Annotated in this window: 23 protein-coding genes; 10 read left to right on the top strand and 13 right to left on the bottom strand. The window is 70.7% G+C overall.

Translation table 11 applies throughout. From position 1 onward, the window contains the following. The first annotated feature begins 69 nt into the window (after positions 1-69). The 6 genes from argS to rpoN all read left to right on the top strand — a co-directional run bounded on the left by argS (position 70) and on the right by rpoN (position 6,504). Entirely contained in the window at positions 70-1,755 is a 1,686-nt protein-coding gene (argS, locus tag Q8X39_RS14275) for an arginine--tRNA ligase (RefSeq protein WP_305750349.1), read from the top strand. Between the two features lie 47 nt (positions 1,756-1,802). Continuing rightward, positions 1,803-2,498, top strand: coding sequence for an SPOR domain-containing protein (locus Q8X39_RS14270; protein ID WP_305750348.1), 696 nt, complete (start codon positions 1,803-1,805; stop codon positions 2,496-2,498). Positions 2,499-2,555: 57 nt separating this feature from the next. Then, positions 2,556-3,224 (top strand): thiol:disulfide interchange protein DsbA/DsbL, encoded by a 669-nt coding sequence (locus Q8X39_RS14265; protein WP_369538108.1) that lies wholly within the window; start codon positions 2,556-2,558, stop codon positions 3,222-3,224. Positions 3,225-3,372: 148 nt separating this feature from the next. Beyond that, complete coding sequence (gene lptA, locus Q8X39_RS14260; protein WP_305750347.1) at positions 3,373-4,005, top strand: lipopolysaccharide transport periplasmic protein LptA; 633 nt, start codon at positions 3,373-3,375, stop codon at positions 4,003-4,005. Beyond that, positions 4,002-4,796 carry an LPS export ABC transporter ATP-binding protein gene (gene lptB / locus Q8X39_RS14255; protein WP_305750346.1) on the top strand — a complete coding sequence of 265 codons (795 nt, stop codon included), beginning with the start codon at positions 4,002-4,004 and terminating at the stop codon, positions 4,794-4,796. Before lptA ends, lptB begins: the two co-directional genes overlap by 4 nt. 19 nt (positions 4,797-4,815) lie before the next feature. Next, a complete protein-coding gene (gene rpoN / locus Q8X39_RS14250; RefSeq protein WP_305750345.1) occupies positions 4,816-6,504 on the top strand; it encodes an RNA polymerase factor sigma-54 in 1,689 nt (562 codons plus the stop codon). 129 nt (positions 6,505-6,633) lie between these two features. Here the strand turns inward: rpoN and Q8X39_RS14245 are convergent, their stop codons facing one another. Then, entirely contained in the window at positions 6,634-6,900 is a 267-nt protein-coding gene (locus tag Q8X39_RS14245; RefSeq protein ID WP_305750344.1) for a hypothetical protein, read from the bottom strand. A 285-nt stretch (positions 6,901-7,185) separates the two neighbouring features. Next, entirely contained in the window at positions 7,186-7,791 is a 606-nt protein-coding gene (locus tag Q8X39_RS14240) for a 2-hydroxychromene-2-carboxylate isomerase (RefSeq protein WP_305750343.1), read from the bottom strand. A 214-nt stretch (positions 7,792-8,005) separates the two neighbouring features. On the opposite strand from Q8X39_RS14240, the gene Q8X39_RS14235 reads away from it, so the two are divergent. Then, a complete protein-coding gene (locus Q8X39_RS14235) occupies positions 8,006-8,626 on the top strand; it encodes a hypothetical protein (protein ID WP_305750342.1) in 621 nt (206 codons plus the stop codon). A 15-nt stretch (positions 8,627-8,641) separates the two neighbouring features. Here the strand turns inward: Q8X39_RS14235 and Q8X39_RS14230 are convergent, their stop codons facing one another. The 5 genes from Q8X39_RS14230 to Q8X39_RS14210 all read right to left on the bottom strand — a co-directional run bounded on the left by Q8X39_RS14230 (position 8,642) and on the right by Q8X39_RS14210 (position 14,702). After that, positions 8,642-10,636 carry a TRAP transporter large permease gene (locus Q8X39_RS14230; RefSeq protein ID WP_305750341.1) on the bottom strand — a complete coding sequence of 665 codons (1,995 nt, stop codon included), beginning with the start codon at positions 10,634-10,636 and terminating at the stop codon, positions 8,642-8,644. Further along, positions 10,633-11,253, bottom strand: a complete 621-nt coding sequence (locus Q8X39_RS14225; RefSeq protein ID WP_305750340.1) for a TRAP transporter small permease subunit — start codon at positions 11,251-11,253, stop codon at positions 10,633-10,635. Before Q8X39_RS14225 ends, Q8X39_RS14230 begins: the two co-directional genes overlap by 4 nt. 119 nt (positions 11,254-11,372) lie before the next feature. Then, positions 11,373-12,488 (bottom strand): TRAP transporter substrate-binding protein, encoded by a 1,116-nt coding sequence (locus tag Q8X39_RS14220; RefSeq protein ID WP_305750339.1) that lies wholly within the window; start codon positions 12,486-12,488, stop codon positions 11,373-11,375. Between the two features lie 181 nt (positions 12,489-12,669). Continuing rightward, positions 12,670-13,815: an N-acetylglucosamine-6-phosphate deacetylase gene (gene nagA, locus Q8X39_RS14215; RefSeq protein WP_305750338.1), complete on the bottom strand. Its 1,146-nt coding sequence runs from the start codon at positions 13,813-13,815 to the stop codon at positions 12,670-12,672. After that, positions 13,812-14,702, bottom strand: coding sequence for a glucosamine kinase nucleotide-binding domain-containing protein (locus tag Q8X39_RS14210; protein ID WP_305750337.1), 891 nt, complete (start codon positions 14,700-14,702; stop codon positions 13,812-13,814). The genes nagA and Q8X39_RS14210 overlap by 4 nt, the downstream gene beginning before the upstream one ends. A 238-nt stretch (positions 14,703-14,940) precedes the next feature. On the opposite strand from Q8X39_RS14210, the gene Q8X39_RS14205 reads away from it, so the two are divergent. After that, entirely contained in the window at positions 14,941-17,910 is a 2,970-nt protein-coding gene (locus Q8X39_RS14205; RefSeq protein ID WP_305750336.1) for a PAS domain S-box protein, read from the top strand. Between the two features lie 76 nt (positions 17,911-17,986). Here the strand turns inward: Q8X39_RS14205 and Q8X39_RS14200 are convergent, their stop codons facing one another. Both Q8X39_RS14200 and Q8X39_RS14195 read right to left on the bottom strand, forming a co-directional pair. Beyond that, a complete protein-coding gene (locus Q8X39_RS14200) occupies positions 17,987-18,700 on the bottom strand; it encodes a histidine phosphatase family protein (RefSeq protein ID WP_305750335.1) in 714 nt (237 codons plus the stop codon). Between the two features lie 102 nt (positions 18,701-18,802). Further along, positions 18,803-19,306 (bottom strand): response regulator transcription factor, encoded by a 504-nt coding sequence (locus tag Q8X39_RS14195; RefSeq protein ID WP_305750334.1) that lies wholly within the window; start codon positions 19,304-19,306, stop codon positions 18,803-18,805. Between the two features lie 315 nt (positions 19,307-19,621). On the opposite strand from Q8X39_RS14195, the gene Q8X39_RS14190 reads away from it, so the two are divergent. Next, a complete protein-coding gene (locus Q8X39_RS14190; protein ID WP_305750333.1) occupies positions 19,622-20,071 on the top strand; it encodes a cupin domain-containing protein in 450 nt (149 codons plus the stop codon). A 78-nt stretch (positions 20,072-20,149) separates the two neighbouring features. Here the strand turns inward: Q8X39_RS14190 and Q8X39_RS14185 are convergent, their stop codons facing one another. Further along, complete coding sequence (locus Q8X39_RS14185; protein WP_305750332.1) at positions 20,150-21,673, bottom strand: amino acid permease; 1,524 nt, start codon at positions 21,671-21,673, stop codon at positions 20,150-20,152. A 225-nt stretch (positions 21,674-21,898) separates the two neighbouring features. After that, on the bottom strand, positions 21,899-22,582 hold the full coding sequence (locus tag Q8X39_RS14180) for a glutathione S-transferase family protein (RefSeq protein WP_305750331.1): 684 nt from the start codon (positions 22,580-22,582) through the stop codon (positions 21,899-21,901). A 145-nt stretch (positions 22,583-22,727) separates the two neighbouring features. On the opposite strand from Q8X39_RS14180, the gene Q8X39_RS14175 reads away from it, so the two are divergent. Continuing rightward, on the top strand, positions 22,728-24,008 hold the full coding sequence (locus Q8X39_RS14175; protein ID WP_305750330.1) for a polyhydroxyalkanoate depolymerase: 1,281 nt from the start codon (positions 22,728-22,730) through the stop codon (positions 24,006-24,008). 102 nt (positions 24,009-24,110) lie between these two features. On the opposite strand, the gene Q8X39_RS14170 is transcribed toward Q8X39_RS14175, so the two are convergent. Both Q8X39_RS14170 and Q8X39_RS14165 read right to left on the bottom strand, forming a co-directional pair. Continuing rightward, the gene (locus tag Q8X39_RS14170) at positions 24,111-25,844 is read right to left on the bottom strand and encodes an ABC transporter substrate-binding protein (protein ID WP_305750329.1); all 1,734 of its coding nucleotides are present in this window, start codon (positions 25,842-25,844) and stop codon (positions 24,111-24,113) included. An 89-nt stretch (positions 25,845-25,933) separates the two neighbouring features. After that, positions 25,934-26,242, bottom strand: a complete 309-nt coding sequence (locus Q8X39_RS14165) for a DUF2160 domain-containing protein (RefSeq protein WP_305750328.1) — start codon at positions 26,240-26,242, stop codon at positions 25,934-25,936. Between the last annotated feature and the right edge of the window lie 6 nt (positions 26,243-26,248).

Genomic DNA, 26,248 nt, shown 5'->3' with positions numbered 1-26,248 from the left:
GCTGTCGGCCCTTGCCGCAGGCGCTGCGGCGGCACCCGGTCGACTTGGGCCCCACCCTAGAATGACTGGATGATTCAAGCCAAAGCGGAACTGTTGGCGGCGCTGGAAGCAGCGCTGGCCGAGGTGGCACCCGGCCACGCCCTCATCCCCGCCTTCGAGAACCCCAAGCAGGCCGCCCACGGCGACCTCGCCATCACCGCCGCGATGCCGCTGGCGCGTGCCCTGAAGAAGAACCCGCGCGAACTGGCGCAGGCGCTGGTCGAGGCCCTCGGCCGCCAGCCGGCGGTGCAGCGCTGGGTCGACGCCACCGAGCTGGCCGGCCCCGGCTTCATCAACCTGCGGCTGCGCCCGGCCGCGCGCCAGCAGGTGGTGGCCCAGGTGCTGGCCGACACCGATGCGTTCGGCGTGCGTGCATCGATCGGCCGACGCGTGATGGTCGAGTTCGTCTCGGCCAACCCGACCGGCCCGCTGCACGTCGGCCATGGCCGCCAGGCGGCCCTCGGCGACGCGATCTGCAACCTCTACGCGACCCAGGGCTGGCAGGTCCACCGCGAGTTCTATTACAACGACGCGGGCGTGCAGATCGGCACGCTGGCCACGTCGACCCAGTGCCGCCTGAACGGCCTGAAGCCGGGCGATGCCGGTTGGCCCGAGTCGGCCTACAACGGCGACTACATCGCCGACATCGCCGCCAGCTTCCTGCAGCGCGACACGGTCTCGGCCGATGACCGCAGCTTCACCGCCTCGGGCGACGTGGCCGACCTGGACGGCATCCGCCAGTTCGCCGTCGCCTACCTGCGCCATGAGCAGGACCTGGACCTGCAGGCCTTCGGCGTGCGCTTCGATCACTACTATCTTGAGTCCGGCTTGTACAGCAGCGGCCGGGTCGAGCAGACCGTCGCCCGCCTGGTCGCCGCCGGCAAGACCTACGAGGAAGGCGGCGCGCTGTGGCTGCGCTCGACCGACTACGGTGACGACAAGGACCGCGTGATGCGCAAGTCCGACGGCACCTACACCTACTTCCTGCCCGACGTGGCCTATCACGTGCACAAGTGGGAACGCGGCTTCGACAAGGTGGTGAACATCCAGGGCAGCGACCACCACGGCACCATCGCCCGCGTGCGTGCCGGCCTGCAGGCGGCCGGCGTCGGCATCCCGCAGGGCTGGCCCGACTACGTGCTGCACAAGATGGTCACCGTGATGAAGGGCGGCGAGGAGGTCAAGATCTCCAAGCGCGCCGGCAGCTACGTCACGCTGCGCGACCTGATCGACTGGACCAGCCGCGACGCGGTGCGCTTCTTCCTGATCAGCCGCAAGGCCGACACCGAGTTTGTCTTCGACGTCGACCTGGCGCTGAAGGCCAACGACGAGAACCCGGTTTACTACGTCCAGTACGCGCATGCGCGCATCTGCTCGGTGCTGGCCGCCTACGAGGCCGACCGCGGCGGCGACCTGGCCGCGCTGGCCGGCGTCGACCTGTCTGCGCTGGTCGCGCCGACCGAGACGGCGCTGATGAACAAGCTGGCCGACTACCCCGAGATGCTGCAGCGTGCCGCCGAGGATCTGGCGCCGCACGACGTGGCCTTCTACCTGCGCGACGTCGCCTCGGCTTTCCACAGCTACTACGCCGCCGAGCGCTTCCTGGTCGATGACGCCGCGCTGCTGCACGCCCGCATGGCGCTGCTGGCCGCGACCGCCCAGGTGCTGCGCAACGCGCTGGCGCTGCTGGGCGTGTCCGCGCCGCGCAAGATGTGAACGCGCCGGACGCGCGTCACCGTTTCCCTCCCGAATCGAGCTGAACCATGTCATCTCCGCAACAAGGCGCACGCAAGGGCGCGCCCAGCCAGCAGCGCGGCGGTTTCGCGCTCGGGCTGATCGTCGGCCTGCTGATCGGCGTGGGCCTGTCGCTGGCCGTCGCCCTCTACGTCACCAAGGTGCCGGTGCCCTTCGTCGACAAGGTGCCGCAGCGCACCGCCGAGCAGGACGCGGCCGAAGCTCGCAAGAACGAGAACTGGAATCCGAACGCCGCGCTGTCGGGCAAGCCCGCGACCGGCGCGAACGGCAATGGCGCGCCGGCCCAGGCCCCCGCGCCGGCACCGGCCCAGCCGCAGGTGATCGCCCCGCCGCCGGTCGTCGCGCCGGCCAGCAGCAGCGGGGCAGCGACGCCGGCGCCGGTGGCGCCTCCTGTCGCGGTGATCGGGACCCCGCGTCCGGCCGCCGGCACCACCGCGCCGTCAGCCGGCAAGGGTGCCGACCCGTTGGAGTACGTGGTGCAGATCGCCTCCTACTCGCGCGCGGCCGAGGCTGAGCAGCAGCGCACGAAGCTGATCCTGGCCGGACTCACCGACGTCAAGGTGGTCGAGTTTGAACAGGGCGGCGGCAAGATGTACCGGGTTCGCCTGGGTCCTTTCAAGGTCCGCGAGGATGCGGACCGGGCCAAGGACCAGGCCGCCAGCGCGGGCTTCAGCGACGCGTCGGTGTGGCGGGCCAATCGATGACCTCAGGGGTCGGCTGAGGCCGGCACGGAAGTTCTGGAAGCAACGAGGAAAAACGTGATGATGGATCGTCGGGAATGGATGCAGGGCAGCGCCGCGCTGGCGCTGCTGGGTGGTTGGGCCGGCACCGCGTCGGCGCAGGAGTTCGTCGAGGGCAAGCACTACGTGAAGCTGCCCGCGCAGGTCCCGGTGACCGCGCCGACCGGCAAGATCGAGGTGGTCGAGTTCTTCTGGTACGGCTGCCCGCACTGCAACGCCTTCGAGCCGGCGCTGGATGCCTGGTCCAAGAAGCTGCCCGCCGACGTCGCCTTCCGGCGCGTGCACGTCGGCTTCCGCCCCAGCTTCGAGCCGCAGCAGCGCCTGTCGGCGACGCTGGAGGCACTGGGCTGGACCGACACCTACCAGCGCAAGATCTTCCACGCCATCCACGTGCAGCGTCAGCGTCTGGACAGGCCCGAGGAGATCATCGACTTCATCGAGAAGAACGGCGGCGACAAGGCCAAGTTCGTCGAGATGTACAACTCCTTTGGCATGCAGGCCAAGGTGCGCCAGGGCAAGCTGCTGTCCGAGTCCTACAAGATCGACGGCGTCCCGGCCATCGGCATCCATGGCCGCTTCTACACCTCGCCCTCGCTGGCCGGTGGCGAGGGCACGCCCGAGACCGAGGGTGGCCAGCGCTGCCTGGCGCTGACCGACCAGCTGATCGCCCGCGTGCGCAAGGGCGGCTGATCGGGCCGCTGCGGCGTCGCGCTCCGGGCGGCGCCGTGCATCGTTCATGTCGACGTGTCGCGGCGCTGCCGGGCGCGTCGATTGATGCATCAAAACCACCCGGCGGCACAGGCGTATGGCTAGAATCGTCTGCAATTTCTGTGCCGCCATGAAGACGCCTCGAGCCACCTCCCCCCGCCAGCACGCCCGCCTGCGCGCCCGCCATCCGGTCACCCGGGTCGGACTGGTCGTGCTGGCCATGCTGGCCGCCGGGACGATGCCGGTGCAGGCCGAGCGGGCCGACCGTGACCTGCCGCTCACCTTCGATGCCGGCCAGCTGCGCATCGACGGCAAGCGCAAGGTGCAGGTCCTTTCCGGCGGTGTCGAGATCACCCGCGGCACGCTGGTCCTGAAGGCCGCGCTGGTCGAGTTGCGCGAGACGCCGACCGGCCAGGTTGCGGTCGCCACCGGCAGCGCCGAGCAGCCCGCCACCTTCCGCCAGAAGCGCGATGGCGTCGACGAGACCGTCGACGGCCAGGCCCTGCGCATCGAGTACGACACCGTCACCCAGACCGTGCGCTTCCAGCAGCAGGCCCAGGTGCGCCTGCTGCGCGGCAGCACGCTGGCCGACCAGATCAGCGGCGAGACCATCGTCTACGACCACGGCCGCGACGCCTTCGAGATCCAGGGCGGCGCCGCGCCGGCCGGTGCCACCGGGGCGACCGGCAACGGTCGCGTGCGGGGCGTCGTCACGCCGCGCCCGGCCGCTCCGGCGGCGTCTGCCAGCGGAGGCGCGCGTTGAGCGCCGGCCTGACGGCGGCCCTCGACGCCGATCGCCGCCCGACGCCCGCCCCCAGCCGCCTTGAGGCCGATGGCCTGCAGAAGTCCTACGGCGCGCGCAAGGTCGTCAAGGATGTTCACCTCGCGGTCGACAGCGGCGAGGTCGTTGGCCTGCTGGGTCCCAATGGCGCGGGCAAGACCACCAGCTTCTACATGCTGGTCGGCCTGGTCCGGGCCGACGCCGGCGAGATCCGCATCGACGGCCGGCCGGTCCAGGGCCAGCCCATCCACCAGCGCGCCCGGCTCGGGCTGTCCTACCTGCCGCAGGAGGCGTCGATCTTCCGGCGCCTGACGGTCGAGGAGAACATCCGCGCCGTGCTCGAACTGCAGCAGGACGCCAGCGGGCGGCGCGCCGATGCCGGTCACATCGACCAGATGCTCGAGTCGCTGATGGCCGACCTGTCCATCACCCGGTTGCGCCACAGCCCGGCCCCGGCGCTGTCCGGCGGCGAGCGCCGGCGGGTCGAGATCGCGCGCGCGCTGGCCACCCAGCCTCGCTTCATCCTGCTGGACGAGCCCTTCGCCGGCGTCGATCCGATCGCGGTGATCGAGATCCAGCGAATCATCGGTTTCCTCAAGGCGCGCGGCATCGGCGTGCTGATCACCGACCACAACGTGCGCGAGACGCTGGGCATCTGCGATCGCGCCTACATCATCAGCGAGGGCCGCGTGCTGGCCGAAGGCACGCCGGCCGCGATCGTCGAGAACCCGGACGTTCGCAAGGTCTACCTTGGCGAGCATTTCCGGATGTGATTCCCCTGGCCGACCCCCCATGAAACCCTCCCTGCAGGTCCGCCTTTCCCAGCATCTGGCGCTCACGCCGCAGCTGCAGCAGTCGATCCGCCTGCTGCAGCTGTCCACGCTCGAGCTGCACCAGGAAGTCGAGCAGATGCTCGAACAGAACCCCTTTCTCGAGGCCGACGAGGAAGCGGCCGGCGCCGACACGCCGATGGCCTTGCCGGACGAGGGCGTGCCGGTCGCGCCCGGCGATGACGGCGGCTCGGCCAGCGCGTCCGACTACACCGCCGAGCGGGTCGCGGAAAGCCCGGCCGAGTCGGCCTCGGCGACGTCCGATGGCGACGGCGCGGGCATGGAACAGCTGGACTTCGGCGCCGCCGAGTCCACGCCCGACGACTGGGACAGCGGCCACGACCGCGAGGACTTCAACAGCCTGTCCGACAGCAGCGGCAACCGCAACGGCGCGCTCGAGGACGACGACAGCGACTGGAGCGAGCGCTCCACCGCCGCGCCCAGCCTGGCCGAGCACCTGCGGTCCCAGCTGCGCGGCATGCGCCTGGCCGACGAGGACATCATGCTGGTCGAGTCGCTGATCGACTCGCTCAACGAGGACGGCTACCTGGCCGACCGGCTCGAGGAGATCGTCGAGCGGCTGGTGCAGGTCCTCAGCGGCGCGCCGCTGACCCAGGCCACGGTCGCCGCGATGGTCGGCCTGGGCGACGAGTTTGGCGCTGCCGAGCCGGTCGATCCGGCTCTGCTGGCCGAGCAGGCCCTGCTGCGCGAGGACCTGCTCGACCGGCTGCGCTGCGCGCTCGGCTGGCTGCAGAGCCTGGAGCCGACCGGCGTGGGCGCGCGCGACCTGCCCGAATGCCTGGTGCTGCAACTGCGCGAGCGCGACGCCACGCCGGTGCGTGACGCCGCCATCCGCATCTGCCGCGACCACCTTGACCTGCTGGCGCGCCGGGACGTGCGCAAGCTGACCGTCGCGCTGGGCGTCGACGAGGACCTGATCCGCGACGCGCAGAGCCTGATCGTCACGCTCGAGCCCAAGCCCGGCCGGCGCTTCACGCGGGCCGAGGCCAACATCGTCGTGCCCGACGTGATCGTGCAGAAGTCCGGTCGCGGCTGGAAGGTCGTGCTCAACCCGGACGTCATGCCCAAGCTGCGCATCAACGACATGTACGCCCAGGTGCTGCGCCAGCATCGCAGCCAGCGCAACGGTGGCGGCGGCGACAACGGCGCGTCGCTGTCGGCGCGGCTCCAGGAGGCGCGCTGGTTCGTCAAGAACATCCTCCAGCGCTTCGACACCATCCAGCGCGTCTCGCAGGCCATCGTCGAGCGCCAGAAGGCCTTCTTCACGCACGGCGAGATCGCGATGAAGCCGCTGGTGCTGCGCGAGATCGCCGACGAGCTGGGCCTGCACGAGTCGACCATCTCGCGCGTGACCACGGCCAAGTACATGGCCACGCCCTTCGGCACCTTCGAGCTGAAGTACTTCTTCGGCAGCTCGCTCAACACCGAGGCCGGCGGCAACGCGTCGAGCACGGCGGTGCGGGCGCTGATCAAGCAGTTCGTGGCCGCCGAGGACCCGAAGAAGCCGCTGTCGGACAGCCAGCTCAGCGCGATGCTGGAAGAGCAGGGCATCCAGGTCGCGCGCCGGACGGTGGCGAAGTACCGCGAGGCGCTGAAGATCGCGCCGGCGAACCTGCGCAAGGACATGTGAAATGTCTGCCCCCGGTCACGCGGGTACGCGTGACCACCCCCCGTGGGGGTGCGGGCCGGCTTGGGGCGGCCCGGCGCTCGGCCCGCGGGACGCGCCTCGGCAAGCACCCGAGGGCCAGGGCTCAGCGTCTCATTGTTGCTGCGCGAGCTGGGCGGCGTAGCGGCTGGCGGGGCGCAGGCCCTGGTGGGCCTGGGCGCGGCTGCTGTGCAGGAAATCGTCGGCCAGGCCGGCGAGTTCGGGGTTGCCGCTGGCGCGGCACAGGCTCATGACGGCACGGGCATATTCGGCCGGACCGAGCATCAGGTTGATGTCGATGTCCTCGCCGGTCTCGTGCAGCAGCAGCGCATGGATGCGATGCACGAGGGCAATGCGGCGGTCTTCGATGATGGTGGGCATGGTGCGTGGCTCCCTGGCGTCCACACCATGCAGATGACGTGCCCGTTTGGCTGCCCCGAGCCGCAAATCCGAAACCGCAATCGATGCCGTGTGACAGTGCACGAACGGGCGTCAGGGTAAGCACCGAGGCCTGACGCGGTTCGTGCGACGCGTCACGTCGGTCGATGAACGGGTGTCGCGCCAGGCATCGACCCGGGCGGCGTTGGCGGCCGCTCCGGTGCACCGAAGTGCGGCAGACGGGGCCCGGCCGCACCAGCGTGCGACAGCCGGACCTCGTGAGGCGGCTCAGCGGTCGCCGGACAGCCAGCGGTCGATCTGCTGCTTGCGGTCGTTGCCCCAGAAGGGCTCGCCGTCGACGATGAAGTAGGGCGCCCCGAAGACGCCGGCGGCGATGGCGGACTCGTTCTCGCGGCGCAGGCGGTCCTTCCAGGCCGGGTCGGCGCAGACCGCGGCGCACTGCTCCGGCGCGATCCCGGACTCGGCCGCCAGCCCTTGCAGCGCGGCCATGTCGTTGAGGTTCACGCCGCGCGCGAAGAAGCCACGCAGGCCCGAGCGGGCCCAGGCCACCGCACGCTGCGGGTCCTGGCTCTCGAGCCACCAGAACAGCCGCGCGGCGTTGTGCGTGGCGATCGGGAAGGGCGTCGGCATCGCGAAGGGCACGCCCTCCATGCGGGCCGAGCGGGCGAAGTCGCGCAAGGCGTACTCGCGCTTGATCGGGTAGGAGACGGGGCTCTTCAGCTCGGCGGCCTGGAAGGTCACGCCCAGCAGGATGGCGTGCCAGCGCACCGGCCGGCCATGCCGCGCGGCCAGCGCCTCGATCCACTCGGAGGCGATGTAGGCGTAGGGCGAGGAGAAGTCGAAATAGAACTCGATCGGGGCGGGCGCATTCATCTCGTGACCTTATGGCGCGGATGCGACAGCGTCCATCGGCTCCGTTCCGGGGTTTGAGGCGCCGGCGCCACAGGCGGCCCAGGAGCGGCGGGTCGACGGCATGGATCGATGCGGGCATGAGGTCACCGCACCACGGTGGGCCGTTCGCGGCGACGTGCGAGCGCAACTTGACCGGCGTCATGCCCGGGTGGTGCGGTCTGCCTAGCATCCCGCCATGCCCGACCTGCTGATCACGCTGGCCTGCACCGCCCTGGCGCTGGCCCTCAAGCCCTGGCGCGCCTTCGCCGCCGAAGGACCGCCGTGGCCCTGGCTGGCCTGGTGGCTGGCCTTGCCGCTGTTCTGGGCCAGTGACCGGCTGGCCGCGTCGGCGGTGATCCAGCCGATGTCGGGCGTGCCGCTGCTGGTGCTGATGGCCGGCTGGCCGCTGGCCGTGCTGGCGCTGCTGCCGACCGCGCTGCTGACCGCCTGGCTGGCCGGGCTGGACCTGTGGGAGGCCCTGCACCGGCTGGTCTGGCTGGGTCTGGTGCCGGCCGGTCTGACGGTGGCGTTCGGCGCGGCGGTGCGGCGCTGGCTGCCGCACCACCTGTTCGTCTACATCCTGGTGCGCGGATTCGGCATGTCGCTGCTGGCGCTGACGGCGGCCGGCCTGGGCGCGCTGGCGGTGGACGGCGTGCCGGTCGAGTTGCAGGCCGGTGAGCTCGTCATCGCCCGCTGGCTGTCCGCCTGGGGCGATGCCTTCCTCACCGGCATGCTGGTGGCCATCTTCGTGGCCTTCCGGCCGACCTGGCTGGCGACCTGGTCGGACCGGATCTACCTGCCACCGCAGCGGCGGTGACGCCAGCGCCGCGGGTCAACGGCCGTACAGCACCTGCGGCAGCCACAGGCCGATTTCCGGGAACATGTAGAGCAGGAAGATCGCGACGACCTGGATCCCCATGAAGGGCAGCATGCCCGCGAAGATCTGGTTGAGCGTGACGTGCGGCGGGCTGACGCCCTTCAGGTAGAACGCCGCCATCGCCACCGGCGGGCTCAGGAAGGCGGTCTGCAGGTTCAGCGCGACCAGCAGCCCGAAGAACAGCGGGTCGACCCCGAAGTTGTCCAGCAGCGGCACGAAGATGGGCATGAAGATCACGATGATCTCGGTCCATTCCAGCGGCCATCCCAGGATGAAGATGATCACCTGGCTGAGCAGCAGGAATTCGGTCTTGCTGAGGTTCATGCTCAGCACCCAGCGCTCGACCAGTTCCTGCCCACCCAGCAGCGCGAAGGCGGCCGAGAAGATCGCCGAACCGACGAACAGCCAGCAGACCATCGCGCTGGTCTTGGCGGTCAGGAACACGCTTTCCTTGACCACGCCGAAGTTCAGCTGCTTGTAGGCCGCCGCCAGCAGCAGGCCGCCGAAGGCACCGACCGCCGCCGCCTCGGTCGGCGTGGCCAGGCCGAACACGATCGAGCCCAGCACCGCCAGGATCAGCATGACCAGCGGGAAGAACGAGGCCAGCAGCATCTTGAAGACCTCGAGCCGCTGGAAGCTCAACATCCCGTAGAACGCGACCAGCGCGAGCGAGCCCACGCCCAGCCCGATCCAGTAGTTGGTCGAGGCCGGCACCGGCTCGGCCGGCGTCGCGGGCGTTGCCTGGGCGCCCGGCGGTTCGGCGACGCCCTGGGCGGCCGGCGCGGCGGCGGCGTCGGCCGAAGCCGCACCTTCGCTGCCGGGAGGCTCCTGCACGCCTTCGGCGCCGGGGGGCTCCTGCACGCCACCTTCGGCCGGCGGCTCCTTCAGGCCGCCCTCGTCGGACGGCGGCTCGGCCAGCCCGCCACCGGACGGCGTGGACTCGTCGGCCGATCCCGGTGGCGCGGCAACGCCGCCGTCGTTCTGCTGGATCTCCACCGCAGCAGCAGCGGGCCGCGTCGAGACCTCATGGCCCCACAGTGCGACGAGCGCGAAGACCAGGGCCGGCAGCAGCGTGACGCCGAGCTGGCGCAGCAGGTAGCTGCTCGGCACGTCGACGTTGCGTTCGCCCTTGAGCGCCTTCACCAAGGCCGGCAGCGCCGTGTTGGAGATGCCGTCCGAGACCCGCTGCGTCAGCGGCGGCAGCGGCACGAAGCGCTGCTCGGCCGTCAGCGGCGGTGCCAGGTGGGGCTTGAGCTTGGCGATGATGATCACGTAGACGATGTACAGGCCCGCCAGCATGATCCCGGGGAAGAAGGCCCCGGCGTAGAGCTGCACCACCGACACCCCGGCGGTCGCGCCGTACACGATCAGCATGACGCTGGGCGGGATCAGGATGCCCAGGCAGCCGCCGGCCGTGATCGCGCCGGCCGACAGCCGCACGTCGTAGCCCGCACGCAGCATCTGCGGCAGCGCCAGCAGGCCCATCAGCGTGACCACCGCGCCGACGATGCCGGTGGCGGTGGCGAACACCGCGCAGGTGAACAGCGTGGCCACCGCCAGCGATCCCGGCACCCGCGCCAGCGCCAGGTGCAGGCTGCGGAACAGCTTGTCGATCAGGTTGGCCCGTTCGACGAGATAGCCCATGAACACGAACAAGGGGATCGAGATGAGCACGTCGTTGCCCATCACCTTGAAGGCGCTCTGCACCATCAGCGTGAGGGTCTTGTCGGTGTCGCGCTCGTAGGCGATCCACGTGAAGATCATGCCCATGCCCATCAGCGTGAACGCCGTGGGGAAGCCCAGCATGATGGCCACGACCACCAGCGAGAGCATCAGCAGGCCGATGTGGCCGTTGGTGACCTTGTCGGCGCTGACCAGCATGGTCAGCGCGCCCAGGATGATCAGCCCCATCAGGATGAAGCCGAACCAAAGCTCCTTGCGGATCTTCATGACGCGTCCTTCGGAGGCTTGATGTACTTGTCCAGGGCGGCGATGTCCTCGTCCTTCACCTGCACCATCTGCTTGAGCTTGTCGACGTCGACTTCCTCGACGTCCTGCTCGCGCGAGGGCCACTCACCGTCGCGGATGCAGCGCACGCAGCGCACGATCTCGACGATGCCCTGCAGCAGCAGCATTGCGCCGGCCAGCGGGATGATGAACTTGAAGGGGTAGAGCGGCAGCGGCTCGGCCGAGAAGGTCTGCTCGCGGATCGCCAGCGACTCGTGGGCAAAGTTCCAGCCCGCCCAGGTCAGCGCGAAGATGCCCGGCAGGAAGAACAGCACATAGAGCACCAGGTCCACCGTGGCCTGCGTGCGCGGCTCGAAGAAGCCGTAGAGCACGTCGCCGCGCACGTGGTTGTTCTTGGCCAGCGTGTAGGCACCGCCCATCATGAACAGCGTGCCGTACAGCATGATCTGGGCATCGAGCGCCCAGGCGTGTGGCTGGTTGAAGGCGTAGCGGGAGAACACCTCCCACGTGATCAGCCCGGTCAGCGCGACGATGGACCAGGCGAACAGCTGGCCCAGCCAGGTCGACATCCGGTCGACCAGCAGCAGCAGGCTTTGCATGCGTGACACCCCTCGGTAATCGGCCCCGTCGGTCGGGGCTCACAGGCAATCGCCTGCACGGGGCAGGCGATTGCATCTCTTTCAGTTCAGGGTCCTGCGGCACGGATGCCGCGCGGACCTCAGGCCTTCTTGGCGCCGAAGTAGCGGTTCCAGGCCATCTTGAAGTCGACCATGTAGTCGTTCTGCCATTGGCCGGCGCGCTGTGCGAAGGTCTTCTGGCTTTCCAGCACCTTCTTGAACAGCGGGTTCTCGGCACCCTTCTTCTCGATCACCTTGTCCCAGGCGTCGAGCTGGGCCTTGAGGATGGCGTCGGGCGTCTTGTAGAACTTGATGCCGGACTTCTTCAGTTCGAGGTAGTCCTGCGAGTTGCGCTGGATCGCCTTCCAGCTCATGTCGGCGCTGGAGGCCTGCACGGCGTAGTCGATGATGGCGCGCAGCTCGGCCGGCAGGCCCTCGTACTTGCCTTTGTTGAACAGGATCTCGAACTGCTCGCCGCTCTGGTGGAAGCTCTGCAGCATGCAGTTCTTGGTGACGTCGGGGAAGCCGAGGATGCGGTCGGACGTGGCGTTGTTGAACTCGGCCGCGTCGATCAGGCCACGGTCCAGCGCCGGCACGATCTCGCCGCCGGGCAGCGGGTTGACGGCGGTGCCGAGCTCGGTGAACACGTCGACCGCCAGGCCGACGGTGCGGAACTTCAGGCCCTTCATGTCGGCCACCTTGGCCACCGGCTTCTTGAACCAGCCCAGCGGCTGCGTGGGCATCGGGCCGTACAGGTAGGAGATCACGTCCATGTTGATGGACTTGTAGATCTCTTCGAGCAGCGCCTTGCCGCCGCCGTAGTTGTGCCAGGCGAGCACCATGTTCGGGTCCATGCCGAAGGCAGGGCCCGAGCCCCACAGCGCCAGCGCCGACTGCTTGCCGTAGTGATAGGCGACGACGCCGTGGCCGCCGTCGAGCGTGCCCTTGTTGACCGCGTCGAGCAGTTGGAAGGCCGGCACGACCGAGCCCGAGGGCAGCACCTCGATCTTGAGGCGGCCACCGGCCATGTCGTTCACCTTCTTGGCGAAGTCGTTTGCGTACTCATGGAAGATGTCCTTGGCCGGCCAGGTGCTCTGGAAGCGCAGCGTGGTGGTCTGCGCGCGCGACACCATCGGCGCGGCCAGGGCGCCGGCGCCGAGGGCCGAGGCCGATGCGTTGCGGAGGAAGCGGCGGCGGGGTTGTGCACTTTGGGTCATGGCGGGTCTCCTGTGGATCGATCCTGGGGTCGATGTGCGGTCTTCGTGTCCGGGTATGTCCTGGACAAGGGGCCGTCGAGCATGAAGCCCGATGCTAGAGGCACGCGCCCTGAAGAAAAATCTCAGAGATACCCTAGCGAGGATCACCCGCCTTGCGTCAGGCTGTCGCGGCCCCGGTCGTTCAAGGTGGGGCGCCATCGACCAGCACCTGCTGGATCGTCAGGTGCCGGGGGTCGAGCACGACCAGGTCGGCGCAGGCGCCGACGGCCAGCCGGCCCAGGTCGGGCCGGCCGATCAGGTCGGCCGCGTGGGTCGAGACGCGCATCGAGGCCTCGGCCAGCGGCAGGCCGATGGCGACGAGGTTGCGCAGCGCCTGGTCCAGCGTCAGCGCGCTGCCGGCCAGCGTGCCGTCGGCCAGCCGCACGCCGCCTTCGCACTTGCGCACGGTGTGGCGGCCGAGCCGGTAGTCGCCGTCCGGCATGCCGGTGGCGGCGGTGGCGTCGCTGACGCAGTACAGGCCGGGGATGGCACGCCGCGCCGCATGGATCGCGCCGGGGTGGACGTGCAGCAGGTCCGGGATGATCTCGGCATAGCGGGCATGCGCCAGGGCCGCACCGACCAGGCCGGGCTCGCGGTGGTGCAGCGCGCTCATCGCGTTGAACAGGTGCGTGAAGCTGACCGCACCGCAGCGCAGCGCGGCCACGCCGTCCTCGTAGCGGGCGTTGCTGTGGCCGAGCTGGACGCGGTGGCCGGCCTCGCGCAGCGCGGCGATCAGGTCCAGGTGGCCGTCGACCTCCGGCGCCAGCGTGATCGTCACCAGCGGGGCCAGCGCGTGCAGCTCGTGCACCTCGGCCAGCGTCAGCGCGCGGGCGAAGGCGGGTTGTGCGCCGAGCCGGCCGGGGTTGATGTACGGGCCTTCCAGGTGGACCCCCAGGATGCGGGCGCTGCCGGCCGGGCGCTGGCGCACGTGCGGCGCGAGCGCGACCAGCGCGGCGCGGATCTCGTCCATCGGCGCGGTCATCGTCGTGGCCAGCATCGCGGTGGTGCCGTGGCGGACGTGGCAGCGCGCGACCTCGGCGGCGGCCTCCGGATGCTCCGCGCCGTCCATCACGTCATGGCCGCCGCCGCCGTGCACGTGCAGGTCGATGAAGCCGGGCAGCAGCAGCGGCGCGTCGCCGCCGGGTGCATCGACCGGCTGGCCGGCGAGCGACGCGATGCGGCCGTCGCGCCAGGTGATCGTGCCGCGCAGGAGCCCGGTGGGGGTCAGGATGTCGCCGTCAAGGCGACCGCTGCGCGTGTTCGGCGCGGGCTTCGTCGCCGTGTTCATCGGACCTCCCCCCGCAGCGCCTGGCGGATCAGGTGCAGCGCGCCGTCGCAGGCATCGCCGGCCGGATCGACCTGGCGGTGCGGCAGGCCGGCGACGATGCGCGCGGCCAGCTGGCGGCCGAGGCTGCCGGTGATGGCCAGCGCCAGCACGCCGTCCGGGTCCATCGCCCGCACGATGGCGCGGGCGTCGTCGACGGCCTGGGCGACCAGTGCGGCGGCGGCCGGATCGATCGCCTCGTGGTCCAGCACCAGCGGTGCCAGCGCCGCGTAGCCGCCCTGGCCGGCGGCGGCGCACCAGTCGAGCAGCTCGGCCCGGCTCGCGCCGCCGTGCTGCCAGACCGCCTGCGCCAGCGCGCCCGCCGGCGCCCGGCCGTCCATCGCGCGCTGCGCCAGCCGGACCGCCTGCTGGCCGAACCAGGCCCCGCCGGCCTCGTCACCGATCTGCCAGCCCCAACCGCTGACCATCTGGTGCGAGCCGTCGGCATGACGGGCCACGCCGATGCTGCCGGTGCCCAGCGCCAGCAGCGCGCCCGCACCGCCGGCATGCGCGCCCAGCACCGCCGCCGCGCCGTCGCTGGCCAGCGCGACGCGTGCCCAGCCCGGGTTGGCGGCGTGGAAGTCCGCGACCCAGCCGGGGTTCTCCGCGCCCGACAGGCCCAGGCCGAGCGCGCAGTCGCCGATCGGCGCGGACACCAGGCCGGCGGCCGAGAAGGCGGCGTCGACCGCCTCGCCGATGTGGCGCCAGGCCTGCGCGACGCCCTGGCCCAGCGCCGAGGGACCGGCCGCGCCGTCGCCCAGCAGGCGGCCGTCGGCAGCGTGCAGGCGGGCCCGCGTGGCGGTGCCGCCGCCGTCCACGCCGATCAGGTAACGAAGGTTCGGAGGGTTCATGGCGACGATCGTAGGCGGCCCGTCACGGCCCTGGTCACCACGGCACCGCGTCGACGGGGCGGTGGCGGGCCGGCCAGCACGCGGCCGGGCGGGGAACGGTGATGAGGGCCTTGGAAGACCGTGGAATTGTGTCGGCTTGCAAACGATTCAACGGCCTGCCGCGCCAAGGGCCTGCCGGCTGACTACATTCCTTTCCGCCCGCGCCGATCGGCCGGACCGACCCCTCGCCGCTGCCGCCGTGCCACCCGTCTTCCGCCCGTCCTTCGACCTGTCCGCCGAGACGACCGATCCGGTCGAGCTGGCGCGCTGGCGCGCGATCGTGGAGGACCAGGCCGAGGCGATCTCGCTGGCGCGGCCCGGTGACCTGGTGCGCGGCTACGTCAACCCGTCCTATGCGGCGCTCTACGGCCTGCCGCGCGAGGCGCTGGTCGGCCACTGCCTGCTCGACCAGGTGCCGCCGCAGGATCGCGCGACGGTGCGCGAGCGGCTCGCCGCCGTGCTGGCCGACGGCCGCACCGAGCGCAGCGAGAACCGCATCGTCCAGCACGACGGCGAGGTGCGCTGGGTCTCGTGGACCAACCGCGCGCTGCGTGCGCCGGACGGCCGCGTCGAATGGCTGCATTCGGTCGGCCGCGACATTACCGACGAGGTGCGCGGCCGCGAGGCGCTGGCGCGGCTGGCGGCGGTGGTCGAGTCATCGGCCGACGCGATCGTCTCCAAGACGCTGACCGGCACCATCACCAGCTGGAACGCCGCGGCCACCGCCTTGTTCGGCCATGCCGCCGACGAGGTGCTCGGCCGCTCCATCCTGATGCTGGTGCCGCCCGAGCGCATCGACGAGGAGAACGACCTGCTGGCCCGCGTGCGGGCCGGCGAGGCGGTGCGGGGCCATGAGACCGAGCGTCGCCATGCCGATGGCCGGTACCTGCACGTGGCCGTCACGCTCAGCCCGATCCGCGACGCGGCCGGCCGCATCGTCGGCGTGTCCAAGCTGGCGCGCGACATCGGCGACCGGCTGCGCCTGCAGCGCGCGCTGGCCGACCGCGAGGCCCAGTTCCGCGCGCTCTACGACCGCACCCCGGCGATGCTGCAGTCGATCGACGGCGAGGGCCGGCTGCTGAGCGTCAGCGACGCCTGGCTGGAGCACCTCGGCTACCGGCGCGACGAGGTGATCGGCCGCCGCTCGGTCGACTTCATGACGCCGGCCTCGCGCCGCCATGCGCTCGAACAGGTGCTGCCGGCCTTCTTCCGCGAAGGACGCAACCGGGATGTCGCCTACCAGATGGTGCGGCGCGACGGCAGCGTGATCGACGTGCGGCTGTCCAGCGTGCTCGAACGCGATGCCGAGGGCCGCCCGCTGCGCTCGATGGCGGTGGTCGAGGACGTCACCGAGCGCCTGCGCCTGGCGCGCGGCCTGGAGGCCGAGCATGAGCGCCTGCATGTGGCCCTGCACGCCATCGCCGACGCGGTCATCACGACCGACGCGTTGGGCCGCATCGACGACCTCAACCCGGTGGCCGAATCGCTGACCGGCTGGTCGCGCGTGCAGGCGCTGGGCCAGCCGGTCGAACGGGTCTTCCAGCTCGTCCACGAACGCAGCCGCGCCGCGCTGGACAACCCCGTGCTGCAGTGCCTGGCCGATGGCCGCGCCGTGCCGCTGGTGCCGCACGGGCTGCTGCTGGCGCAGGACGGGCACGAGTTCGGCGTCGAGCATGCGGCCTCGCCGATGCGTGGCATCGACGGCCGGCTGATCGGCGTGGTGCTGGTCTTCCGCGACGTCACCGCGCAGCGCCGCATGGCCAGCGAGATGAACTACCGCGCCACCCACGATGCGTTGACCGGCCTGGTCAACCGCAGCGAGTTCGAGGAGCGCCTGCAGCGCGCGCTGGGCCAGTGCCACGACACCGGCTGCCAGCATGCGCTGATGTTCATCGACCTGGACGAGTTCAAGCTCGTCAACGACAGCTCCGGCCATGCCGCCGGCGACCAGCTGCTGCGCCAGGTTGCCGGCCTGCTGCAACGCACCGTGCGCGGCCGCGACACGCTGGCGCGGCTCGGTGGCGACGAGTTCGCGGTCATCCTCGAACACTGCCCGCCCGACCAGGCCCAGCGGCTGGCCCAGCAGGTCTGCGACCAGATGGACGAGTTCCGCTTCGTGCACGGCGAGCGCCGCTTCCGCATCGGCGCGAGCATCGGCCTGGTTGGGCTGGACGCGCGCTGGCGCGACACCGCCGGCCTGATGCAGGCGGCCGACAGCGCCTGCATGAGCGCCAAGGCCGCCGGCCGCAACCGGGTCCACATGTCCGACGACCACGAGCAGCACCTGCAGACCCTGCGCGGCGAGGCCCAGTGGGCCGCCCGCATCGACGCCGCGCTGGAGGACCACGCGCTGCCCGAGCACACGCTGGTGCTGCATGCCCAGCGCATCGTGCCGGTGGGCGGGCGCGAGGGCGACGACGACGCGGCGCCGCCCGGGCGAGCCCCACTGCATGCCGAGGTGCTGCTGCGCATGGCCGATGGCCGTGGCGGCCTGATCGCGCCGGGTGCCTTCCTGCCCGCGGCCGAGCGTTTCCACCGCGCCGGCCGGATCGACCGCTGGGTGCTGCGCCGCGTGCTGGCGCTGCTGGGCCGGCTGCGACCCTGGCTGCAGGCCGACGACCTGCTGGCGGTGAACGTGTCGGGCCAGTCGGTCAGCGACCGGGCCTTCCACCGCCTCGCGCTGGAGCTGGTCGACGCCGATCCGGCGCTGGCCCGCCACCTCTGCCTGGAGATCACCGAGACCGCCGCGATCACCCGACCGCACGACGCGGCGGCCTTCGTGACCGAGCTGCGCCAGCGCGGCGTGCGGGTCGCGCTGGACGACTTCGGCGCCGGGGCCTCGTCCTTCGGCTACCTGAAGTCGTTGCCGGTGGACTTCCTCAAGATCGACGGCCAGTTCATCCGCGGCCTGGGCACCGACCCGCTGGACCTGGCCGCCGTGCGCAGCTTCTGCGACGTCGCCAGCGTGATCGGCGTGCCGACCGTGGCCGAGTTCGTCGAGCACCCGGCCACGCTCGATGAGCTGCGCTGCCTGGGCGTGACCTGGGCCCAGGGCCACCTGCTGCACCGGCCCGAGCCGCTGGCGGCGCTGCTGCTGCGCCTGCTGGAGGTGCCGCCCGAGGCGTCGGCAGCGGCGCTCGCGGCGACCGAGCCGCTGGTCCGGGGCTGAGGCAGGGGCTGAGGCAGGGGCTGAGGCAGGGGCTGAGGCAGGGGCTGAGGCAGCGGCAGTGGGCTCGGAGGCGGGCTCAGGCGTAGGTGATCGCCCCGGCCAGTGCCGGATCGGTCGGGTCGTCCAGGTGGGCCACGCCGTTGAAGGCCAGCAGCCGGTGGCCGCGCGGGTGTGTCGCCAGCTCGCTGACGGCGCTGTTGCGGATGCGCAGGTTCAGCTCGATCACGCCGGCCGCCGGCACGCCCAGCACGTGGCCGACCGCTGTCGCGATCGGCCCGCCGCTGCTGACCAGCAGCACCTCGCCGCCGGCATGGGCCTGCTGCACATGGTCCAGCGCCGCGAGGATGCCGGCGCGCCACTGCGCATGCGGCATCAGGCCGGGCGCTGCCAGCGTGCCGTCGAACCAGCGCTGCAGGGCCTCGCGCAGCAGCCGGAAATGCTGGCGGTAGCCCTCCGGCGTGTCCAGCGGCGGCGGCGTCACCGGCCGGCCTTCGGCGGCGTGGGCCGCCAGCAGCGCGGCGATCAGCGCGTCGCTGTCGTATTCGTCCAGCCCTGGCCGGTGTTCGACCGGCAGCGCGTCGAGTGGCTGATCCAGCCCCTCGGCGATGGCCGCGAGCGACTCGCGCTGGCGCCGCAGCGTGCCGCACAGCACCGCATCGAAGCGCAGGCCGCGCGCACGCCACCAGGCGCCGAGGCGGCGGCACTGCTGCCAGCCGAGCGGGCTGAGGCGGTCGTAGTCGTCGGCGCCGAAGCTGGCCTGGCCGTGCCGGACCAGGTGCAGGCGGCCCATCTCAGCGGGCCGCGCCGGACGGGCCGGCGCGGGCAGGGCGTGGGTGTCTCAAGGCGGTCTCCCAGGGAGCAGGGGACCGGGATGATCGCCGTGCCCGGCCGATCAATGTGTCGCGTGGCTGACGCTCGCCGCCGCGCTGCGGGCCAGCGCCGGCAGCAGCTGCTCGATCGTCGGCAGGTCCGGCACCGGGATGCTGTCGGCGACCGAGCGCGGGCAGGGCGGCTCGACCAGGTCGCCGGTGGGCGTGAACCAGCGCTGCAGCGATCGCCGCATCACCCGCGGTGCGGCCGACTTGCCGATGTAGAGGTCGGCGTGGACCCGGGCCAGCTGGGCCAGCGTGACCTCCTCGGGCCGGTCCACCAGCAGCACCAGCGGGGCGCGCTGGACGGTCCGGCGCAGCTCGCGCATCAGCGCCGGCGCCGCCGAGATCCCGCACCAGGCCAGGTCGACAAAGATCAGGTCGGGCGGTTGCTGGCGCGCCTGCTCCCCGGCGTCCAGCGGGGCCGCGCCGCTGCGGCGCACCCGAGCCATCGCGGACATCGGGTTCAGGGCGTCCTGCAGCAGCGGCAGCAGGGTCTTCTGGTGGCTCAGGATCAAGGCGTTCATCAGCTTCCCTCCGGGTCGGTCCGTGGTCCTCGCACCGCGTGGCCCGTGCGGCGACGGGGTGGCGATTTGTGTGAGGTTTTTCGCGTTCGAGGCCCGATCGTGGCGTGTCACGGCCCCACCTGGGGGCTGGGACTTGCAACGGCGGCGAAGGAGTGTTGCCGGTCGTGACGGCGGTACAGGCCACGTTCATGCCCGCGTCCGAGGTGTCAGCGGCCTGTTTCAAGGGCGTGTCCGGATGCAAGCGTGCCGCCGGAATGGAACCTGCATGTCGCAGTGCAGCATCCCTCAACCTCTGCCCAGCCACAGGAGGCTCCCATGCTCGACAAGGTCCCCGAATCGACCGGCGACACGCTGTTTTCCCACGTCAAGCCGATGGACACGACGTTCCGCGGCGACGGCCTGCGCGACTTCTTCCTCTACCGCGACCTCGGCGTCGCCGCTGCCACCGGCGGCAAGGTGCTGGCGCAGCTCGTGGTGGCGCACAACGCACCCGAGAAGGGCACCGGCTGGCACCGCCACGAGGCCGACTTCCACATCGTGATCATGCTGCGCGGCTGGGCCCGCTTCATGTACGAGGACCGGGAGACGCTGGTCAGCGCCGGCGACTGCGTGCACCAGCGCCCGGGCGTGCGGCACTACCTGTTCGACTACTCGCCCGACATGGAGTACCTGGAGATCGTCGGCCCGGCCGACTTCGCCACCGTCGACGTCGACCCGGTCTGCGAGATCCCGGCGCCGCAGGGCTGGGCGCTCAAGGCGGCCTGAGCCGAGCCGCGCCACGCCGGATGAGCCGCCTGGCGCGGCGGCTGTCCGGGGCGCCGCCGGCCCGCTTCGTCGGCCGCCTCAGTCGGTGACCTGCAGCGCGCGCTCGGCGGCGGCGATCTCGGCCTGGCGACGCAGCACCTCCTCGCCCACCGGCGGACCCTGGAAGCGTCGGCGCTCGAAGCCGAACCAGACCACGGCGGTGATGGCCAGGAACATGCCGGTGATCCATAGCGCCGCATCGTTGGGCGGCTGCACGCCGAGGTAGAAGATCGCCGCGATCGCGACGATGGCCAGCACGCCGACCGCGCGGTAGGCGGTCGCGCCCATGTCCCAGGGGCCCATGGTGGTCCAGGTCTTGCCGATGGCGAACAGCCCGGCGATCACCGGCAGGCCGTAGGACAGGAAGATGAAGATCACCGTGACCGACACGATGGTGGCGTAGGCCGGCGTGTAGAGCGTGAAGGCGATCGAGATCACCGCCGCGGTCCAGATCGCCGCCACCGGGGTGCGGAAGGTCGCGTGCACCGTCTTGAGCCGGGCCGAGGCCGGCAGGCCGCCGTCGCGGGCGAAGGCGTAGATCATGCGCGAGGCCGAGGTCACCGTGGCCAGGCCGCAGATCAGCTGGCAGACCAGGATCAGCACGTACAGCAGCTGCTTGAGCGGGCCGGGCAGGACGGCGTCGAGCACGTGGAAGAACACGCCCCAGCCACTGGCCGCCGCCTTGTCCATGTCGGGGATGGCGAGCACGAAGGCGCTCAGCATCAGCCAGCCGAACAGCGAGGACCAGATCACCGAATTGATGATGCCGCGCGGCACGGCCCGGGCCGCGTTCTGCGTTTCCTCGGCGGTGTGCGCCGAGGCGTCGAAGCCCGTGATGGTGTAGATCGGCAGCAGCAGGCCCAGTCCGAACAGCAACAGCATGCTGTCGGTGGCCGGCCAGACGTCGCCGCCGGCCGGTCCGCTGTAGTTCTTGAAGGTGACCAGGCGCGAGAAGTCCCAGCTCGGTGCGTAGGCCAGCAGCGAGACGGTCAGGCCGACCGCGACCGCGAAGATCAGGTAGCCCGACAGGTCGGTCAGCTTGGCCGTGGCGCGGATGCCGACGTGGTTGATCACCGACTGCAGCACCGTGATGCCGATGACGAAGGCGGCCTGCAGGCCGAAGCTGGTCTCCAGCCCGAGCGTCGGTCCGAAGGCGCCGATGAAGTAGTTGTAGGTGCCCACGTTGATGGCGCCCAGCACCGTCACCAGGCCCAGCAGGTTGAGCCAGGCGGTCAGCCAGCCGTAGCCGCGTCCGCCCAGGATCGAGCCCCAGTGGTAGAGCCCGCCGGCGGTCGGGTAGGCCGAGCCGATCTGCGCCATGCCCAGCGCGAAGATCAGCGTGACGGCGCAGCCGATGATCCAGCCGATGCCGATGGCACCGCCGCCCAGGCCGCCGATGCCCTGGCCCAGCGAGTTGATGCCACCCGACAGGATGCAGATGATCGAGAACGAGATCGCGAAGTTCTGGAAGCCCTTCATGTTGCGCGCCAGCTCCTGGGCGTAGCCCATGCTGTGCAGCACCTTGAGGTCTTCGTCGTCGAGCGTCTTGGATGGACTGGACACGGTGTTCTCCGTTTCAGGTTGCCGCCGACGAGCGAGTGCCGGCGGGTGTGAACGGATTGGTCCACGCATGGCGGGCCCGAACAATCCAGTTTCGGCAAGGCGCTTGCGGCCACATCGGGCGGTCCGCCCGGAGGATGCGTGCGCATGTCGCCGCCGCCGCTCGTCGTGGCGCACGCCGCACCCGGGTGGGGCGGGGTGGCACCGCGACGAGGCTGACGCGCGGGCTCAGAACTCCACTTCCAGCTCGTCGATCGCCTCGGGCTCGGCCCGCGCGGCGGCGGTCCATTCCTGCATCTCGGGCAGCGCCAGGACGGTCCGGGCGTAGGCCGCGCAGGCCGGATCGGTGATCTGGACGTCGTAGGTCTGCAGCCGCGTGACGACCGGGGCGTACATCGCGTCGGCCAGGGTCGGCGTCGCGCCGAACAGGTAGGGGCCACCGTGTGCGGCGAGGCTGTCGCGCCAGATCTGCAGCACGCGCTCGATGTCGGTCGCCGCGCGGCTCCAGACCTTGTAGCCGGGGAAGCGGCCCTTGAGGTTCATCGGCAAGGCCGATCGCAGCGAGGAAAAGCCCGAATGCATCTCGCCACTGATGGCGCGGCAACGGGCCCGCGCTAGGCGGTCGGCCGGCAGCAGGCCGGCGTCCGGGCAGACCTCGTGCAGGTACTCGCCGATGGCCAGCGTGTCCCAGACGGTCGCGCCCTCATGGCGCAGGCAGGGCACCAGCATGGACGGGGCCAGCAGCAGCATCTCGGCCTTGGCGTCCGGGTCGTCGGGCGAGAGCATGACCTCGTCGAAGGGCAGGCCGGCGAAGCGGCACATCAGCCAGCCGCGCAGGGACCAGGACGAGTAGTTCTTGCTGCTGAGCGTCAGCGTGGTGCGAGCGGTCGTCGAGGGGGTCTTCGAGGGCATGGGTCCGGTCTCCAGCGTGTGTCCGACAGACGCAATCGATGTGCCATGCCGGCGGCGTACCCGCGCTGAAACTGGCCTGCAACTTGCCTGTCCAGGTCCATCGCCTCCACGAGAAGGTCGGCCCGAACGCCGTCCGCCGCTGCCCATGCTCTATGCCGCCTATCAAGCGCTCACCGATGCCATCGGTCCCTGGCAACAGGCCGCCGCATGGACGTCGCGCACGCTGTCGCGCGGCGCGCAGCAGCTGCACCCGTGGCCCGCGCCGCCCGGCTGGTTCGATGCGGCGGCGGCGCACGAGGTCTTCTCGCGGCTGCGCCTGACGCACCGCCGGCCGGACTACGGCATCCACGCGATCGACCCGGCGCAGCCCGGCGCCATCCCGGCCTCGGCCGATGCGCCCGGTGCCGTCGCGGTCACCGAGCACGTGATCCGCCGCAGCGCCTTCGGCAGCCTGCTGCACCTGCGCCGTGCCGACCTGGAGCGGGCCGGCGACGGCGGCAAGCCGCTGCCGCGCGTGCTGGTGGTGGCGCCGCTGTCGGGCCACTTCGCGACCCTGCTCACCGACACCGCGCGCACGCTGCTGGCCGATCACGACGTCTGCATCACCGACTGGCACAACGCCCGCGACGTGCCCCTGTCGGAAGGGCCGTTCGGCCTGGGCGAGTACGTCGAGACGGTGATCGACTTCATCGCCGCGATGGGCCCGGGCGTGCACGTGCTGGCGGTCTGCCAGCCCTGCGTGCCGGTGCTGGCCGCCGCCGCGCTGATGGCCCAGCGCGATCACCCGGCCCAGCCGCGCAGCCTGACGCTGATGGCCGGCCCGATCGACACGCGCATCAACCCGACCCAGGTCAACGTGCTGGCCACCGGCAAGCCGATCGAGTGGTTCGCGCAGAACCTGGTGCATCCGGTGCCGTGGCGACATGCGGGCGCGGGCCGCGAGGTCTACCCCGGCTTCCTGCAGCTGACCGCCTTCATGAGCATGAACCCGCAGCGCCATGCCGACGCCTTCCGCAAGCTCTACGACGACCGGCGCGCGGGCGATCACGCGGCGGCCGACGCGACGGCGCATTTCTATGACGAGTACTTCGCGGTCAACGACCTGCCGGCCGAGTTCTACCTGGAGACCGTCGAGCAGGTCTTCCAGACCCACCTCCTGGCGCGCGGTGAGCTGGTCGTCGGCGGCGAGCGGGTCGACTGCGGCGCGATCCGGCGCAGCGCGCTGTTCACCGTCGAGGGCGAACGCGACGACATCTGCGCGATCGGCCAGACCGTCGCCGCGCATGACCTGTGCACCGGCATCAAGCCCTGGCTGAAGAACCACCACGTCCAGCTGGGCGTGGGCCACTACGGCGTCTTCAGCGGCCGGCGCTGGCGCCAGCAGATCTACCCGCGGGTGCGGGAGATGATCCACGCGGTGAACTGAGCCGCGCGGGCATGAAAAAAGGCGGTCGGGGAGACGTCCGACCGCCTGGGGTGGCCCCGCACGAGGCGGGGCCGGTCCTCTTCACCTGTCGGGCGGCGCCGTTCAGCGCGCCTTGCCGGCCTTCCACGCGCTCAGCAGCGAGTCATAGGCGATGGTCTCGCCCTTGGGCTTCTCGTTGGCCAGCTTCTTCCACGGCGCGGCCTTGTCGCTGAGCCACTTGGACGGATCGCTCTTCGGGTTCATCTTGGGCGCGCACTTGGCCATGCCGGCGCGTTCGAGGCGGGCCATGACCTGGTCCATCTCGTCGGCCAGCGTGTCCATCGCGCCCTGCGGGGTCTTCTCGCCGGTGACCGCCTGCGCCACGTTCTTCCACCACAGCTGCGCGAGCTTCGGGTAGTCGGGCACGTTGGTGCCGGTGGGCGACCAGGCCACGCGGGCCGGGCTGCGGTAGAACTCGACCAGGCCGCCGAGCTTGGGCGCCAGGTCGGTCATGGCCTTGCTCTGGATGTCGGACTCGCGGATCGGCGTCAGGCCCACCGTGGTCTTCTTCAGGCTGGTCGTCTTGGCGGTGACGAACTGGGCGTAGAGCCAGGCGGCGGCCGTCTTGTTGGCGTCGTGGTCCTTGAAGAAGGTCCAGCTGCCGACGTCCTGGTAGCCGTTCTGCATGCCCTGCTTCCAGTACGGGCCGTTGGGGCCGGGGGCCATGCGCCACTTCGGCGTCCCGTCGGCATTGACCACCGGCAGGCCCGGCTTGGTCATGTCGGCGGTGAAGGCCGTGTACCAGAAGATCTGCTGCGCGATCTGGCCCTGCGCCGGCACCGGGCCGGCCTCGCCGAAGGTCATGCCGGTGGCTTCCTTGGGCGCGTACTTCTTCATCCAGTCGACGTACTTGGTCAGCGCGTAGACGGCGGCCGGCGAGTTGGTCGCGCCGCCACGGGCGACCGAGGCACCCACCGGCGTGCACTTGTCGTCGGCCACGCGGATGCCCCACTCGTCGATCGGCAGGCCGTTGGGCGCGCCGATGTCGGCGGTGCCGGCCATGGACAGCCAGGCATCGGTGAAGCGCCAGCCCAGCGACGGGTCCTTCTTGCCGTAGTCCATGTGGCCGTAGATGGCCTTGCCGTCGATGTTCTTCACGTCGTTGGTGAAGAACTCGGCGATGTCCTCGTAGGCGCTCCAGTTCAGCGGCACGCCCAGGTCATAGCCGTACTTGGCCTTGAACTTGTCCTTCAGGTCCTTGCGGTCGAACAGGTCGGCGCGGAACCAGTAGAGGTTGGCGAACTGCTGGTCGGGCAGCTGGTAGAGCTTGCCGTCCGGCGCTGTCGTGAACTTCGTGCCGATGAAGTCCTTGATGTCGATGCCGGGGTTGGTGAACTCCTTGCCCGCGCCGGCCATGTAGTCGGTCAGGCTGAGGATCTTGCCGTAGCGGAAATGGGTGCCGATCAGGTCGGAGTCGCTGATCCAGCCGTCGTAGATCGACTTGCCCGACTGCATCGAGGTCTGCAGCTTCTCGACCACGTCGCCTTCCTGGATCAGGTCGTGCTTGACGGTGATGCCGGTGATCTCGGTGAAGGCCTTGGCCAGCGTCTTGGACTCGTACTCGTGCGTCGTGATGGTCTCGGAGACCACCGAGATCTCCTTGACGCCCTTGGCCTGCAGCTTCTTGGCGGCCTCGATGAACCACTTCATCTCGGCCATCTGCTGGTCCTTGCTGAGGGTCGACGGCTGGAACTCGCTGTCGACCCACTTCTTGGCTTCGGCCTCGCCGGCCTGGGCGGCCTGGCTGGCCAGCGCGGCAACGGCGGCCAGCGCGAGCGCGGTGTAACGCATCTTCATGGACTTGTCTCCTCGGAGCGCTTCCCCCATTGCTGTGATCTGGAACGGCCCCGGGGAAGCGACGGGCCGGATCCGTGAAGGCGCAGGGCTCAGCCGCGTCGCATGATCAGCGCGAGCGCGCCCATCGAGACGACGAAGCTGACCCAGATGCTGGGTTCCTGGTCCAGGCTCAGCCAGCCGGCGATGCGGCCGGCCATGCCGATGAAGGCGAGGTTGATGTAGGCCGCGCTCAGCAGCCCGATGAACAGGCGGTCGCCGCGCGTCGTGGCGATCGGCAGGAAGCCCTTGCGCAGCGTGGTGGGCGAGCGGATCTCCCACACCGTCATGCCCACCAGCATCAGCGCGATGCAGATGAAGAACACCGCCACCGGCAGCGTCCATGCCATCCAGTCGAACATGGCTTG

This window comes from Leptothrix discophora, from assembly GCF_030705305.1.
Classification (GTDB): domain Bacteria; phylum Pseudomonadota; class Gammaproteobacteria; order Burkholderiales; family Burkholderiaceae_C; genus Sphaerotilus; species Sphaerotilus discophorus.
Note: the sequence above shows the minus strand (reverse complement) of the source record. Positions and strands in the feature narration are given on the sequence as shown.